14 protein-coding genes and 1 riboswitch are annotated in these 12707 nt (G+C 62.4%); of the genes, 3 read left to right on the plus strand and 11 right to left on the minus strand.

The features are described 5' to 3' along the window. Positions 1-90: 90 nt before the first annotated feature. From EOB59_RS04830 to EOB59_RS04840, 3 genes are all read right to left on the minus strand, one after another. Complete coding sequence (locus EOB59_RS04830; protein ID WP_128287793.1) at positions 91-861, minus strand: ABC transporter substrate-binding protein; 771 nt, start codon at positions 859-861, stop codon at positions 91-93. Positions 862-960: 99 nt separating this feature from the next. Beyond that, positions 961-1347 carry a hypothetical protein gene (locus tag EOB59_RS04835; protein ID WP_128287794.1) on the minus strand — a complete coding sequence of 129 codons (387 nt, stop codon included), beginning with the start codon at positions 1345-1347 and terminating at the stop codon, positions 961-963. 71 nt (positions 1348-1418) lie between these two features. Further along, positions 1419-2513, minus strand: a complete 1095-nt coding sequence (locus EOB59_RS04840) for a 2'-deoxycytidine 5'-triphosphate deaminase (RefSeq protein ID WP_127381594.1) — start codon at positions 2511-2513, stop codon at positions 1419-1421. Between the two features lie 74 nt (positions 2514-2587). Continuing rightward, positions 2588-2665: riboswitch (SAM riboswitch) on the plus strand. 57 nt (positions 2666-2722) lie between these two features. Between EOB59_RS04840 and EOB59_RS04845 the strand changes: the two genes are divergently transcribed. Then, a complete protein-coding gene (locus EOB59_RS04845; protein WP_128287795.1) occupies positions 2723-3910 on the plus strand; it encodes an O-succinylhomoserine sulfhydrylase in 1188 nt (395 codons plus the stop codon). A 23-nt stretch (positions 3911-3933) separates the two neighbouring features. Here the strand turns inward: EOB59_RS04845 and EOB59_RS04850 are convergent, their stop codons facing one another. The 3 genes from EOB59_RS04850 to EOB59_RS04860 form a co-directional block, all read right to left on the minus strand. Beyond that, positions 3934-4260 (minus strand): BrnA antitoxin family protein, encoded by a 327-nt coding sequence (locus EOB59_RS04850; RefSeq protein WP_236383388.1) that lies wholly within the window; start codon positions 4258-4260, stop codon positions 3934-3936. Beyond that, positions 4244-4513 carry a BrnT family toxin gene (locus EOB59_RS04855; protein WP_127399269.1) on the minus strand — a complete coding sequence of 90 codons (270 nt, stop codon included), beginning with the start codon at positions 4511-4513 and terminating at the stop codon, positions 4244-4246. Before EOB59_RS04855 ends, EOB59_RS04850 begins: the two co-directional genes overlap by 17 nt. Positions 4514-4619: 106 nt before the next feature. After that, positions 4620-5771: a ceramide glucosyltransferase gene (locus EOB59_RS04860; RefSeq protein WP_127276809.1), complete on the minus strand. Its 1152-nt coding sequence runs from the start codon at positions 5769-5771 to the stop codon at positions 4620-4622. A 233-nt stretch (positions 5772-6004) separates the two neighbouring features. Here EOB59_RS04860 and apaG point away from each other — a divergent pair, with 233 nt between their 5' ends. Further along, a complete protein-coding gene (gene apaG / locus EOB59_RS04865) occupies positions 6005-6397 on the plus strand; it encodes a Co2+/Mg2+ efflux protein ApaG (RefSeq protein WP_127319328.1) in 393 nt (130 codons plus the stop codon). 192 nt (positions 6398-6589) lie between these two features. On the opposite strand, the gene EOB59_RS04870 is transcribed toward apaG, so the two are convergent. The 3 genes from EOB59_RS04870 to EOB59_RS04880 all read right to left on the minus strand — a co-directional run bounded on the left by EOB59_RS04870 (position 6590) and on the right by EOB59_RS04880 (position 9877). Further along, entirely contained in the window at positions 6590-7621 is a 1032-nt protein-coding gene (locus EOB59_RS04870) for an Hsp33 family molecular chaperone (protein WP_127807930.1), read from the minus strand. A 127-nt stretch (positions 7622-7748) separates the two neighbouring features. Next, positions 7749-8660 carry an ornithine carbamoyltransferase gene (argF, locus tag EOB59_RS04875; protein ID WP_127807931.1) on the minus strand — a complete coding sequence of 304 codons (912 nt, stop codon included), beginning with the start codon at positions 8658-8660 and terminating at the stop codon, positions 7749-7751. 17 nt (positions 8661-8677) lie between these two features. After that, a complete protein-coding gene (locus tag EOB59_RS04880) occupies positions 8678-9877 on the minus strand; it encodes an aspartate aminotransferase family protein (protein WP_127807932.1) in 1200 nt (399 codons plus the stop codon). 358 nt (positions 9878-10235) lie between these two features. Here EOB59_RS04880 and EOB59_RS04885 point away from each other — a divergent pair, with 358 nt between their 5' ends. After that, positions 10236-10754 (plus strand): GcrA family cell cycle regulator, encoded by a 519-nt coding sequence (locus EOB59_RS04885; RefSeq protein ID WP_127267146.1) that lies wholly within the window; start codon positions 10236-10238, stop codon positions 10752-10754. Positions 10755-10872: 118 nt separating this feature from the next. Here the strand turns inward: EOB59_RS04885 and EOB59_RS04890 are convergent, their stop codons facing one another. Together EOB59_RS04890 and phoU are read right to left on the minus strand one after the other, a co-directional pair. Next, entirely contained in the window at positions 10873-11883 is a 1011-nt protein-coding gene (locus EOB59_RS04890; protein WP_127807933.1) for a magnesium and cobalt transport protein CorA, read from the minus strand. 89 nt (positions 11884-11972) lie between these two features. After that, entirely contained in the window at positions 11973-12698 is a 726-nt protein-coding gene (gene phoU, locus EOB59_RS04895; protein WP_127807934.1) for a phosphate signaling complex protein PhoU, read from the minus strand. Positions 12699-12707: the final 9 nt, after the last annotated feature.

Below are 12707 nucleotides of genomic sequence, written 5' to 3' on the forward strand. Positions count from 1 at the left end.
TAAGACGTTGGCGTTCCCTAGAACACCCCTCATCCGTCGCCTTCGGCGACACCTTCTCCCACAAGGGGAGAAGGGAAGAGGCGCCCAGCCTCAATAAATATCGAAGTCGAAATATTTGGCCTGGATCTTCTTGTAGGTGCCGTCGGCAACGATCGCGTCGATGGCTGCGTTGAGCTTGTCGCGCAGGGCCGTGTCTTCCAGGCGCACGGCAATGCCGGCTTGCGTTTCGGTGCCCTTGACGTCGCCGACCAGCTTGCAGCAGCCGTCGCTTGCCTTCTTCAGCCAGTCCATCAGCACGAACTTGTCCGAGATCACGGCGTCAAGACGACCGTTGGTCAGGTCTGTGATCGCCTCTTCCTGGGTGGGATAGAGTTTTGCCTCCGCACCCGCCTTGCCATATTCATTCTGGGCATAGTCGGCCTGCGTGGTCGAAGCCTGGGCGCCGACCGTCTTGCCGGCCAGTGCCGATGGTTCGGTCGAGGTGAGATCGCTGTCCTTCGGCGCCACCAGAGCCAGCGGTGTCGTATAATATTTGTTGGTGAAGGCGACCTGCTTCTTGCGCTCCTCGGTGATGCTCATCGAGGCGATGATGGCGTCGAACTTCTTCGCCTGCAAAGCGGGAATGATGCCGTCCCAGTCCTGGGTGACGATTTCACACTCGACCTTCATCTGCGCGCATAGTGCATTGGCGATGTCGATGTCGAAGCCTTCGACCTTGCCGTCAGCCGTAATGGTGTTGAACGGCGGATAGGCGCCCTCCGTGCCGATCTTGATTTTCTCCTGCGCCTGCGAAAGCGAGCCGGCCGCCACCACCAGCATGGCAGCGCCTGCTGCCGATACGATCCATTTTGAAATCTGCATTTTCTTGGTTCCCCTTGCAGTGTTTCGTTTCAAGGTCAGCGTAACCAAGCATGGCGGGGCAGAGTCAGGCAAGCTGAGTCTGGTCGGGACCGAAGGCCATCAATCGATTAGGTCGATTTCAAATTCGGGTAGCCTTTGCCACTTGGCAAAAGGATTTGGATCACGCCGCCAATACTCCAGCACTTTGACTGGCTCAACACTCAGGTCGCCGTTCTCGGCATGCAAACCTGCTGGAGGCTCGCCCATTGCCAAAGTCTTCGACCGGGTCAGATGGTCGGCTCTCTCAAACTGGGCGGTGTGCCCGCATATCAACTGCAGGTATTCAGGACCACCGCGCGCCCGAGCCAATACAAGGAGGCATTCCGTTGGCCTACCATACGCGCCCATGCCTGGACGAAACGGAGCAAAGCGCGGCACGTCATGGACATCCCACCAAATCGGTTTGCTGTCGGTTAGCGATAAGATGTCGTCATAGGGGTCGTTCATTGAACTCACCGCTCTTCCAGTACGAACCATCTCCTGCCGAGTTTTCACAAGAGCTCCGCCGGATCAAGTATTCAGCGCGCGGCGCGGAAATGCTTGGACAGCTTCAGGCCCTGCGCCTGATAGTTGGAGCCGAGATCGGTGCCATAGAGGGCCTGCGGCCGCTTCAGCATATGCTCGTAGACCAGCCGGCCGACGATCTGGCCATGGTCGAGAATGAACGGCACTTCATGGCTGCGCACTTCCAGCACCGCCCGGCTGCCCGTGCCGCCAGACGCGGAGTGGCCGAAGCCCGGATCGAAGAAGCCGGCATAATGGACGCGGAATTCGCCGACCAGCGGATCGAAGGGCGTCATCTCGGCGGCGTAGAGCGGCGGCACGTGCACCGCCTCCTGGCTGACGAGGATGTAGAACTCGTCGGGATCGAGCACCAGTTCGCCGGCGCCGCTCTTGTGGATCGGCTCCCAGAAGTCGACGACTTCCTGCGCGGCGCGCTTGTCGACATCGACGAGGCCGGTGTGATGCTTGCCGCGGTAGCCGACCAGGCCGTTTTGGTCGCCGTTGAGGTCAATCGACAGGGCGATGCCGCCGCCGGAAATGTTCGGCGGCTCGGTAGCGACCAGCATCTCGGCGCGATGCAGGGCGTGCAGCTCGGCTTCCGAGAGCAGCGCATTGCCGGTGCGGAAGCGGATCTGCGACAGGCGCGAGCCGGTGCGCACGACGATCGGGAAGGTGCGGGGGCTGACTTCCAGAAAGAGCGGGCCATGATAGCCGGCAGCGATCTTGTCGAACTCGTGGCCGCGATCGGTCATGACGCGGGTGAAGATGTCGAGCCGCCCGGTCGAGCTCTTCGGATTGGCCGAGGCCGAAATGTCCGCCGGCAGCGCCAGGCTTTCAAGCAAGGGCACGATATAGACGCAGCCGGTCTCCAGCACCGCGCCCTCGGCAAGATTGATCTCGTGCAGCTGCAGCCGGTCGAGCTTTTCCGAGACCTTGTGGTTGGGGCCGGGCAGGAAGGAGGCCCGCACCCGCCAGGCCTTGTCGCCGAGCCTGAGATCGAGACTGGCCGGCTGGATCTGGTCGGCGTCGAGCGCACGCGCCGACTTCAGCGCGCCGGACTGGAACAGCGCCGATATGTCCTGATCGGGAAGAATGCCTGTCTGCCGCAAGGCTCCACTCCTGCTTGGTACAAACCTCTTAATGAAGCCGGCAATTGACGCAAGCGCGGTGCGGGTCTAAAGGGTCGTTATCCCGTGGTGATTTGGCCGGTCGGCTTGCAGCCACGTTAAACAAGTCGCTAAAGGACCGTCGGGCCGCAAGGCCGTATGGACCGGTTGCGACTTTCGCGGCCGGTTTTTTTGTGTCTGGAAGAAAAGCGATGAGCACCAAGAAGCACAACTGGAAGCCTCAGACGGCACTCGTGCACAGCGGAACGCTGCGTTCCGGTTTCGGCGAAACGTCGGAAGCGATTTACCTGACCCAGGGCTATGTCTACGAAACGGCACAGGCCGCCGAAGCCCGTTTCAAGGGCGAGGAGCCAGGCTTCATCTATTCGCGCTACGCCAATCCGACCGTCGACATGTTCGAGAAGCGCATGTGCGCGCTCGAAGGCGCCGAAGACGCCCGCGCCACCGCGTCCGGCATGGCAGCGGTGACGGCCGCCCTTCTGTGCAGCGCCAAGGCCGGCGACCATATCGTGGCGGCGCGTGCGCTGTTCGGCTCCTGCCGCTGGGTGGTCGAGACGCTGGCGCCGAGATACGGCATCGAGGCGACGCTGGTCGACGGCACCGACATCGCCAATTGGGAAAATGCGATCAAGCCGAACACCAAGCTGTTCTTCCTGGAAAGCCCGACCAATCCGACGCTGGAAGTGGTCGATATCGCCGCTGTCGCCTCGCTTGCCAATTCGATCGGCGCAAGGCTGATCGTCGACAATGTCTTCGCCACGCCCCTGCAGCAGAAGCCCTTGCAGCTCGGCGCCCATATCGTCGTCTATTCGGCGACCAAGCACATAGACGGCCAGGGGCGCTGTCTCGGCGGCGTCATCCTGTCGGACAAGAAGTGGATCGACGAGAACCTGCACGATTATTTCCGCCATACCGGTCCAAGCCTGTCGCCGTTCAACGCCTGGACGCTGCTGAAGGGCCTGGAGACGCTGCCGCTACGCGTGCGCCAGCAGACGGAAAGTGCCGGCCGGATCGCGGATTTCCTGGCCGAGCGGCCGGAAATCGCCCGCGTCATCTATCCCGGCCGCGCCGACCATCCGCAGGCCGACATCGTCAAGAAGCAGATGTCGGGCGGCTCGACACTGATCTGTCTCGACGTCAAGGGCGGCAAGCAGGCGGCCTTCGCCTTGCAGAACGCGCTCGACATCGTCTTGATCTCCAACAATCTCGGTGACGCCAAGAGCCTGATCACCCATCCGGCGACGACGACGCACAAGAATTTGAGCGACGAAGCGCGCGCCGAGCTCGGCATCGGGCCGGGCACGCTCAGACTTTCGGTTGGGCTGGAGGACACCGACGATCTGCTCGAGGACATCGCGCAGGCGCTGAAGGCCAGGTAGCGCGCGCGAGCGTCGTCACAGGATTACAGGCCGACCGCCTTGCGCAGCACTTCGTTCATGCGGGTCTGCCAGCCATCGCCAGCGGCCTTGAAGCGGTCGAGAACGTCGGCGTCGAGGCGTAGCTGTACGGCACGTTTGGGCCGGGCAAGCGGCGGCCGGCCAACCTTGCGGCGCGAAACGGCATCGGTTGGCTGCGCATCCGGATCGGCTTCGGCCGCAGCGGTGATCTTGGCATCTTCTTCGTCGGTCATCGCGGCAAGCGCCTTTTTGGCCAACGCCAAAGCGTCAGCACGTGACAGCTGGGGCGCAGCAGCCTCACGGCGTACGATCGTCTTAGAGGTTTTCGACATAGTCCGTAATTTCCTGCCTTGTGGCCTTGCGCAGCGAAATAACGCGGATGGCGTATCGTCGCTCGACATAAACCATCACATGGACGCCAGTTCCGATCAGACCGATGGCAACGAGGCGGTCCTCGCCAAAGTCCTCGCTGTCGTCGAGCCTGATAGCGGCGTTGGCGAAGTCGAAGGATGGTGCGATCGCAAAATCCACGCCATGCTTGGCCCTGTTCGTCCTGGCCTTGTTTTCATCCCACTCGAACTGCATCGCCGCCGGTGCGTTCCCATAAATTATGTATACACAAAAATAGAGCCTAACGCAACATTTCCGTATATACGATAATTATTCCAGCGGTCAAACCTAGCTGACGCCTTCAGGCGCCGGACGGCGTCTCTTCCAGCTCGGCCGTCTTGGTGCCGATGGTCATCGCATTGCCGCGCCAGTCGACGGCGCCGCCGAGCCAGCCGCGTCCCCACATCGCCGGCAGGATCAGGTCGCGCGCCATGATCGCGGCGACCATGCGTGGCGACAGGTACCAGCCCTTGGACCAGGCCAGGGCGCACTCCGGAAGGTAGAAGGCCGCCAGTACGGCAATGGCGGTTGCCCAGAGGCTGAAACCGGCACTGGCTGCGGCAATCAGCGCAAGCACCAGCGGCACCAAGGCGCCGGTCAGGATTTCGGGTGCGAAGAACAGCGGGAAAGTGACGCGGCGCAGGCGTGCCCAACGGGCCTGACGCGACCAGATCTCGTCAAACGAGCGCCGGCCAAGCGGCTGCTCGAAGGGGGCGGCGACGAGATTGACGCGCAAGCCGAGGCTGTTCACCAGCTTGGTCGCGGCGGCGTCCTCGGCGATCTCGGCGGCCAGCGCGCGGATGCCGCCATTGGCGTCGAGCATCGGCTTGTTCCAGAGCATGCTCTTGCCCTGGGCAAAGCCAAGGCCGAGCGCCTCGCCGGCATATTGCCAGCGCGCCTGCAGCGTGTTGAGGAAAGCGCATTCGACCTCGGCCCAGAAGCCGGCAGGCCGGGAGCCGATCGGCGTCGAGCAGACAAGGCCGGTGCCGGACCGCCAGGCAGCCATCAGGTGCTGGACGTAGTCTCTCGGCATCAGCACGTTGGAATCGGCCAGGACGACCCAGTCGTGCCGCGCCGCTTCCCAGCCCTTGACGCAATTGTTGAGTTTCGGATTGGCGCTGATGCGGTCGTCGCCGATAAGCAGCCGGGCTGGCACTTTCGGAAACCGGACGATCGTCCTGTTTATCAATTTGACCACCGGATCGTCGGCATGGGCAACGCAGAAAATCAACTCGTAGCGCGGCCAATCGAGCGAGAAGGCGCGTTCCAGCGTCTCCTGCGTGAACGGCTCGACGCCGCGCGACGGCACGACGATCGACACCGGCCGCGGCTTGGCGGCCGGCGGCCCAATGGTGTGGCGCCGTTTCAGACGCGAAGCGGCGAGCACGATGCTGGCGAGATTCGAGAGGATGAGGACAGTTGAAAGCGTGGCGGCTATGAGAGTGAGTTCCATCGAGATCCGGTCACTCCAGGAAAACCGGTCCACAAGATGGCCGGTTTCAACAGTTCAGCAGAGCGCCCGAGTCGCGCATCACCAGTCCGCGCACACCATCATTGTCATATGTCACTTAAATGACATTCTTTGTCGGCACCTGCCCGCGAGGTCGGCCAGAGGAGGCTTCGGTCGGTTGACCTAACCGCACAGAGCGCCGAAAGTTCCGCTGGAACCGTTTTTTGGAGCCGCTTATGTATAGCGCCGTCACGCGCAACATCGAAGTGCAGGTCAGGCCGTTCTATCTGGAGGACCGTTCGGATCCCTCGGAGAACCGCTATGTCTGGGGCTATCAAATAACGATCGACAATCAGTCGGACGACTTCGTGCAGCTTCTGTCGCGCTATTGGCATATCACCGACGGCACTGGCCGCGTCGAGGAAGTGCGCGGCCCCGGCGTCGTCGGCGACCAGCCCGAACTCAATCCCGGCGACAGCTACCAATACACGTCCGGTTGCCCGCTCTCGACACCATCCGGCATCATGGTCGGGCACTACACGATGCGCAACCAGCAGGGCGAGACGTTCGACATCGCCATTCCGGCGTTTTCGCTGGACCTGCCGGGGACGCGGCGGACGGTGAATTAGCGCCTTTCTCCCCGTTCTACGGGGAGAAATGCCCGGCAGGGCAATGAGGGGCGGCACCGAACTCGTGAGATTATCTCCCAAGCACGACAACGTCTGAGTGGACACACGCGGCCATTCGCCAAAGTTCGCGCTGCCCCCTCATCCGCCCTTCGGGCACCTTCTCCCCGTAAACGGGGAGAAGGAAAAACCCTGCTACTGAGCCGCGAATTCCGCCGGGTCGAAGTCATATTGCTTCGAGCAGAATTCGCAGGCGACGTGGATGCCACCATCCTCGGTGCTGTCCTTGATCTCCTGCGCGGAAAAACCCTCGAGGATGCCGCGGATCTTGTCCTTGGAGCACGAGCACTGGTCGGCGACCGGGACGCCGCCGAAGACGCGCACGCCATGCTCGTGGAACAGCCTGTAAAGCAGCCGCTCGGCACCGATCGTCGGGTCGATCAGTTCGGTCGGTTCGATCGTGCCGAGCAGCGCCAGCAACTCCTGCCAGGAATTGTCGACCGGGTCGTGGATCTCCTCGCGCGGATCGCCATCGCCACCCGGCAGGTCCGGGACGCGCATGCGCTCGGGCGACTGCGGCAGGAACTGCGCCAGGATACCACCGGCGCGCCACTGCTCGCGGGCACCGCCAGGACCGGGCGTCAAAAGCTTGGCCACCGACAGCCTGAGATCGGTCGGGATCTGTTCCGACTGGCGAAAATAGGTGCGTGCCGCATCTTCCAGCGTCTCGCCGTCGAGTTGGACGATGCCCTGGTAGCGCTGCGTGTGAGCGCCCTGGTCGATGGTCAGCGCCAGCACGCCGCTGCCGAGCAGCGTCTGCTGGGAAGTTTCGCCGGCCGCGACAAGCGCTTCCAGCCGGTCGGCGTCAAAACGCGCATAGGCGCGCAGCGCCGAGGGCGTGGAAAAATCCGCGACCAGCATGTCGACAGGCCCGTCGGTGCGGGTCTGCAGGATAAACTTGCCCTCGAACTTCAGCGAGGTGCCGAGCAGCACGGTCAGCACACAGGCCTCTGCCAGCAGGCGGGCGACCGGCTCGGGATAATCGTGGCGGCCGAGGATGGCGTCGAGCATCGGCCCGAGTTGGACGGTGCGGCCCCGCACATCGAGCGGGCCGACCTCGAACGGCACGACATGATCGTCGCCGGCATAGCCAAATTCGCCGAGTTTGGGGTGATGTTCAGTCACTTGATAGGTTTCCAACATGACAAAGCTCCAGGGCGCGGCCATGCCGCCCTCCGGGGCGCATGCGTCGAAACGCGCTTGATTTGCGTGATGCGGCGCAAATAGGCATCACACCCTCGCAGATCAAGCTCCCGGGGATCAAGCGCCCAGACACTTCAAGCGCCGAGACACTTCAAGCGCCGAGACACCAGGCAAGCACGGCCTTCTGGGCATGGAGCCGGTTCTCGGCCTCGTCGAAGACCACCGAATGCGGCCCGTCGATGACGTCGTCCGTCACTTCCTCGCCACGATGCGCCGGCAGGCAATGCATGAACAGCGCGTCCGGCTTGGCCTTGGCCATCAGCTTGGCGTTGACCTGATAGGGCGAGAACACATTGTGGCCGCGGGCGCGATGCTCCTGGCCCATCGACACCCAGCAATCGGTGACGATGCAGTCAGCCTGATCGACGGCTTCCTCGGGCGAGCGGGTGAAGTGCAGCTTGCCGCCATGCGCCTGCGACCAGTCGATATGCTTCTGCGCCGGCTCACTGCCCTCGGGCACGGCGACGTTGAGGTTGAAGCGGAACCGGGCCGAGGCCTCAAGTAAGGAATGCAGCACATTGTTGCCGTCGCCGGTCCAGGCGATGGTCTTGCCGGCGACCGGACCGCGATGTTCCTCGAAGGTCATGATATCGGCCATCAGCTGGCAGGGATGGGTGTCGTCGGTCAATCCATTGATCACCGGCACGGTGGCGTTCTCGGTCAATTCCAGCAGGCGCTCATGCGAGGTGGTGCGGATCATGATCGCATCGACATAGCGCGACAGCACCTTGGCGGTGTCGGCAATGGTCTCGGAGCGGCCGAGCTGCATCTCGGTGCCGGTCAGCATGATGGTCTCGCCGCCGAGCTGCCGCATGCCGACGTCGAAGGAGACGCGCGTGCGCGTCGACGGCTTGTCGAAGATCATTGCCAGCACCTTGCCTTCGAGCGGTTTGGTGCGTTCGCCGGCCTTGAGGCGCGCCTTTCGCACCACCGCATCGTCCAGCATCAAGCGCAGATCGCCTTCGGAAACGGTGGAAAGATCGGTGAAATGGCGAACTGACATCTGCAATGGTTCCGGGATTACTTCGCCGCGGCGGAAGCGATCGCCTCCGCCAGGCCCTTGGCGCCGGCGCGGATGCGGTTGAGCGCGTCATGGATCTCGGCGTCGGTGACGGTGAGCGGCGGCAACAGGCGAATGACGTTGTCGCCGGCCGGAACCGCCAGCAGGTGCTGGTCGCGCAAGGCCATGTTCACCTTGGTGTTGGGCATGGCGCATTTGAGGCCGAGCATCAGCCCGGCACCCCTGATGTCCTCGATGATTTCGGGAAACTCGTCGGCGACCGACGCCAGTCCCTGCTTCATCAGCAGCGCCTTGCGCTGGACATCTTCGAGGAAGCCGTCTTCCAGCACGACATCGAGCACGGCGTTGCCGACCGCCATGGCAAGCGGGTTGCCGCCGAAAGTGGTGCCGTGCACGCCAGCAGTCATGCCTACGGCCGCTTCATCCGTGGCAAGGCAGGCGCCCATCGGGAAGCCGCCGCCAATACCCTTGGCGATCGCCATGATGTCTGGCGTGACACCTGACCATTCATGCGCGAACAGCTTGCCGGTGCGGCCGATGCCGCACTGGACCTCGTCGTAGATCAACAGCAGGCCGTGCTGTTCGCACAATTGCCTGAGCCGCTTCAGCGACTGCGTCGGCACCGGGCGGATACCGCCCTCGCCCTGCACCGGCTCGATCAGGATCGCGGCCGTCTCCGGCGTGATCGCCTTTTCGGCGGCGTCGATATCGTCGAAGCCGACCTGATCGAAACCTTCGACCTTAGGGCCGAAGCCTTCGAGATATTTGTACTGGCCGCCAGCCGCGATGGTCGCCAGCGTGCGCCCATGGAAGGCGCCCTCAAAGGTGATGACGCGGAAGCGCTCGGGATTTCCTTTGACGAAATGGCAGCGCCGCGCCGTCTTGATCGCGCATTCCAGCGCCTCGGCGCCGGAATTGGTGAAGAACACCTTGTCGGCGAAGGTGGCGTCGGCCAGCCGCTCGCCAAGCCGGCTCTGCCCCGGAATCTCATAGAGGTTGGAAACATGCCAGAGCTTGGCGGCCTGCTCGGTGAGTGCGGCGACCAGATGCGGATGGCTGTGGCCCAGCGAATTGACGGCGATGCCGCCGGCGAAATCGAGATATCGCTCGCCCTTGTCGGTAACCAGCCAGGTGCCTTCCCCGTGGTCGAAGGCCAGGGGTGCGCGAGCAAAGGTCTCGTAAAGCGCCGAACCGCTCATTATATGCGTCTCCGGTACCGGAAAATCAAAAAAGCCGCCAAAGCGGCGGCCTGTGCGGCTTATCCCGTTTTTCGGCCATGAAGTCAACGAAAACGTCGCGTAGTGGCGCGCGGCAAGCCCTCCGACGGGACGCCGGCTCATCAGCGACCGGGCAAGTTGGGGAAAACCGAAAAAACCGATTCGTGTTGCACTTGGGACTCTTGTCACCGAGTCAGCGCATAGAGTAGTTGTAGTTGAGAAATAACTAGATTTCGTGCGGCGGACCTAATCACCAGATATATGTGGTGTCTGCCCTGGCAAATGTTGCCGGGTCGGGAGAAGGATTCCGATTGCCGCACGCTTAGAGGAGCGCGGTCTCATGAACTGGACTGACGAGCGGGTAGAACTCTTGAGAAAACTGTGGTCGGAGGGTCTGAGCGCAAGCCAGATTGCTGCGCAGCTTGGAGGGGTCAGCCGCAACGCGGTCATCGGGAAGGTGCATCGGCTGAAACTGTCGGGCCGCGGACGCTCGACCGCCACACCGGCACGCCAGAAGAAGGCAGCGCAAGGATCGACCGTCCAGAAATCGGTATCACGCGCTGCAACCACGGCACGCCATGTCACGACATCGATCGGCGCGACCGCCTTGCAGACGCAGTTCGACGCCGAACCCGTGGCACGCCATTACATCCGTCCGGTCGAGAATGTCGTGCTGCCGATCTCGCGGCATCTGCAGCTGGTCGAGCTGACCGAGCGAACCTGCAAATGGCCGAACGGTGACCCGCTTTCAGAGGACTTCCATTTCTGCGGCAACGAAGCCGCCGAAACCGGACCCTACTGCAAATATCACGCCCGCGTGGCGTTCCAGCCGGCATCGGAGCGGCGGCGGAGTCGCTGAGCGAATAGCGAATAGCGAATAGCGAATAGCGAATAGCGAATAGAAACGGCTTGCCTTCCGTAACAGGAAGCAAGCCGTTTTTGTGTTCGCTATTCGCTACTCCCTATTCGCTCTCTTCTCACAGCCAACCGTTCTTCCTGAACCGCCAGTAGAGAAACGTGCAGATGAGCGCGATAGCGCCCAGCACCACCGGATAGCCGTATTCCATCTTCAGTTCCGGCATACTGTCGAAGTTCATGCCGTAGATGCCGGCGAGCGCCGTGGGCACCGCCAGGATCGCGGCCCAGGAGGCGAGTTTCTTGGTGTTCGCCGTTTCCTGACTCTGGCCGACCAGGAGGCTGGCCTCGAAAGCGAACGCCAGCACTTCGCGCAGGCTGTCGATCTTCTCCTGGACGGTGCGGATGTGGTCGGTCACGTCGCGGAACAGCGGGTGCATGGCGGTATGTATCTGCGGCAGCTCGGCGCTGGTCAGCCGTCGGCAGACTTCGACCAGCGGAAGCGCGGCATTGCGCAGGCGCAGGAGATCGCGGCGCAGCATATAGAGCCGTTCGATGTCGGGAGCGGTCATTGGCTTCAGCAGAACCTTGTCCTCGATCGCCTCGACTTCGTCCTCGATCTGCTCGAGCACCGGCATGTAATTGTCGACGATGAAATCGAGAATGGCATAGAGGACGAAATCCTCACCCTTGGCCAGCGAATGCGGGCAGCTTTCCCAGTGCTGACGAACGGCGGCATAGGACGTCGAGGGACCGTGCCTGACGCTGACGATGTAGCCTGAGCCGACGAACAAATGGGTCTCGCCGAAGGTGACCCGGCCGTCGATCAGCTGTGCGGTGCGGGCGACGATGAACAAGGCGTCGCCATATTGCTCGATCTTCGGCCGCTGGTGCGGGTGCTCGGCATCCTCGATCGCCAGTTCATGCAGGTGAAACTGCGCCTGGACGCGCAGCAACAGGTTACGGTCGGGCTCCAGCAGGCCGATCCAGACGACATGGCCGGATTTTTTTGCCCATTCGCCGGCTTCCTCGATGGGAATGTCGGCGATGCGGCGCCCGGCCGTGTAAACGCCGCAAGCGACAATGCCGGATATCGACGCAGGCGCCGGGGTCAGGTTCCGAACATTTTCCATCACGACCTCCCGGAGCAAATCCACGGACGAGGATAGAGGCAAGGCCCGGAAAGCTTAGCGTAAATCGGATGGCGGTTCGAGAGGCGCGTTCACTTCACCGGCTGCGTCTCGGAAAGGCTGATCTTGTCGGTCTTGTCGCCCTTGGGCCGCTCAGCCGGCAACTGATCGCCGGTGACGATGTAGTAGATGGTCTCGGCTATGTTGGTGGCGTGATCACCGATACGCTCGATGTTCTTGGCGCAAAACAGCAGATGCGTGCAGGGCGTGATGTTGCGCGGATCTTCCATCATGTAGGTCAGCAATTCGCGAAACAGCGATGTGTACATGGCGTCGATCTGGTCGTCACGATCGCGCACGAAGCCGATTTTCTCCACCGAGCGAGACGCGTAGACGTCGAGCACTTCCTTGAGCTGGGTCAACGCCAGGTTGGACAGGGCCTCGAGGCCTCGGAAAAGGCTGGTCGGCTGGCGTCCGTCGGTGACGGCGACCACCCGCTTGGCAACGTTCTTGGCGAGATCGCCAACCCGTTCGAGGTCGGCGGAGATGCGAATGGTCCCGACGATCTCGCGCAAATCCGACGCCATCGGCTGACGCTTGGCGATGATGATGATCGCCTTGTCGTCGATTTCGCGCTGGCCCTCGTCCAGTACGGTATCGTCGCGGATGACCTTCTGGGCAAGGCCTGGGTCGGCATTGACGAGAGCGGTGACCGCCTGCTCGACCATGCGCTCGGCATGGCCTCCCATCGCGGCGATGCGCTTCGACAGATATTTCAACTCCTCGTCATAAGCGCTGACGATGTGCACGGACTGCATGGCAAAATG

The organism is Mesorhizobium sp. M7A.F.Ca.MR.176.00.0.0, assembly GCF_004023165.1.
Lineage (GTDB): Bacteria > Pseudomonadota > Alphaproteobacteria > Rhizobiales > Rhizobiaceae > Mesorhizobium.

Excerpts from the sequence above, each read along its gene's own strand:
- EOB59_RS04830 (WP_128287793.1), bottom strand. The coding sequence starts at position 861 with ATGCAGATTTCAAAATGGATCGTATCGGCAGCAGGCGCTGCCATGCTG.
- EOB59_RS04835 (WP_128287794.1), bottom strand. The coding sequence starts at position 1,347 with ATGAACGACCCCTATGACGACATCTTATCGCTAACCGACAGCAAACCG.
- EOB59_RS04845 (WP_128287795.1), top strand. The coding sequence starts at position 2,723 with ATGAGCACCAAGAAGCACAACTGGAAGCCTCAGACGGCACTCGTGCAC.
- EOB59_RS04850 (WP_236383388.1), bottom strand. The coding sequence starts at position 4,260 with ATGTCGAAAACCTCTAAGACGATCGTACGCCGTGAGGCTGCTGCGCCC.
- EOB59_RS04855 (WP_127399269.1), bottom strand. The coding sequence starts at position 4,513 with ATGCAGTTCGAGTGGGATGAAAACAAGGCCAGGACGAACAGGGCCAAG.
- EOB59_RS04860 (WP_127276809.1), bottom strand. The coding sequence starts at position 5,771 with ATGGAACTCACTCTCATAGCCGCCACGCTTTCAACTGTCCTCATCCTC.
- apaG (WP_127319328.1), top strand. The coding sequence starts at position 6,005 with ATGTATAGCGCCGTCACGCGCAACATCGAAGTGCAGGTCAGGCCGTTC.
- EOB59_RS04870 (WP_127807930.1), bottom strand. The coding sequence starts at position 7,621 with ATGGCCGCGCCCTGGAGCTTTGTCATGTTGGAAACCTATCAAGTGACT.
- argF (WP_127807931.1), bottom strand. The coding sequence starts at position 8,660 with ATGTCAGTTCGCCATTTCACCGATCTTTCCACCGTTTCCGAAGGCGAT.
- EOB59_RS04880 (WP_127807932.1), bottom strand. The coding sequence starts at position 9,877 with ATGAGCGGTTCGGCGCTTTACGAGACCTTTGCTCGCGCACCCCTGGCC.
- EOB59_RS04885 (WP_127267146.1), top strand. The coding sequence starts at position 10,236 with ATGAACTGGACTGACGAGCGGGTAGAACTCTTGAGAAAACTGTGGTCG.
- EOB59_RS04890 (WP_127807933.1), bottom strand. The coding sequence starts at position 11,883 with ATGGAAAATGTTCGGAACCTGACCCCGGCGCCTGCGTCGATATCCGGC.
- phoU (WP_127807934.1), bottom strand. The coding sequence starts at position 12,698 with ATGCAGTCCGTGCACATCGTCAGCGCTTATGACGAGGAGTTGAAATAT.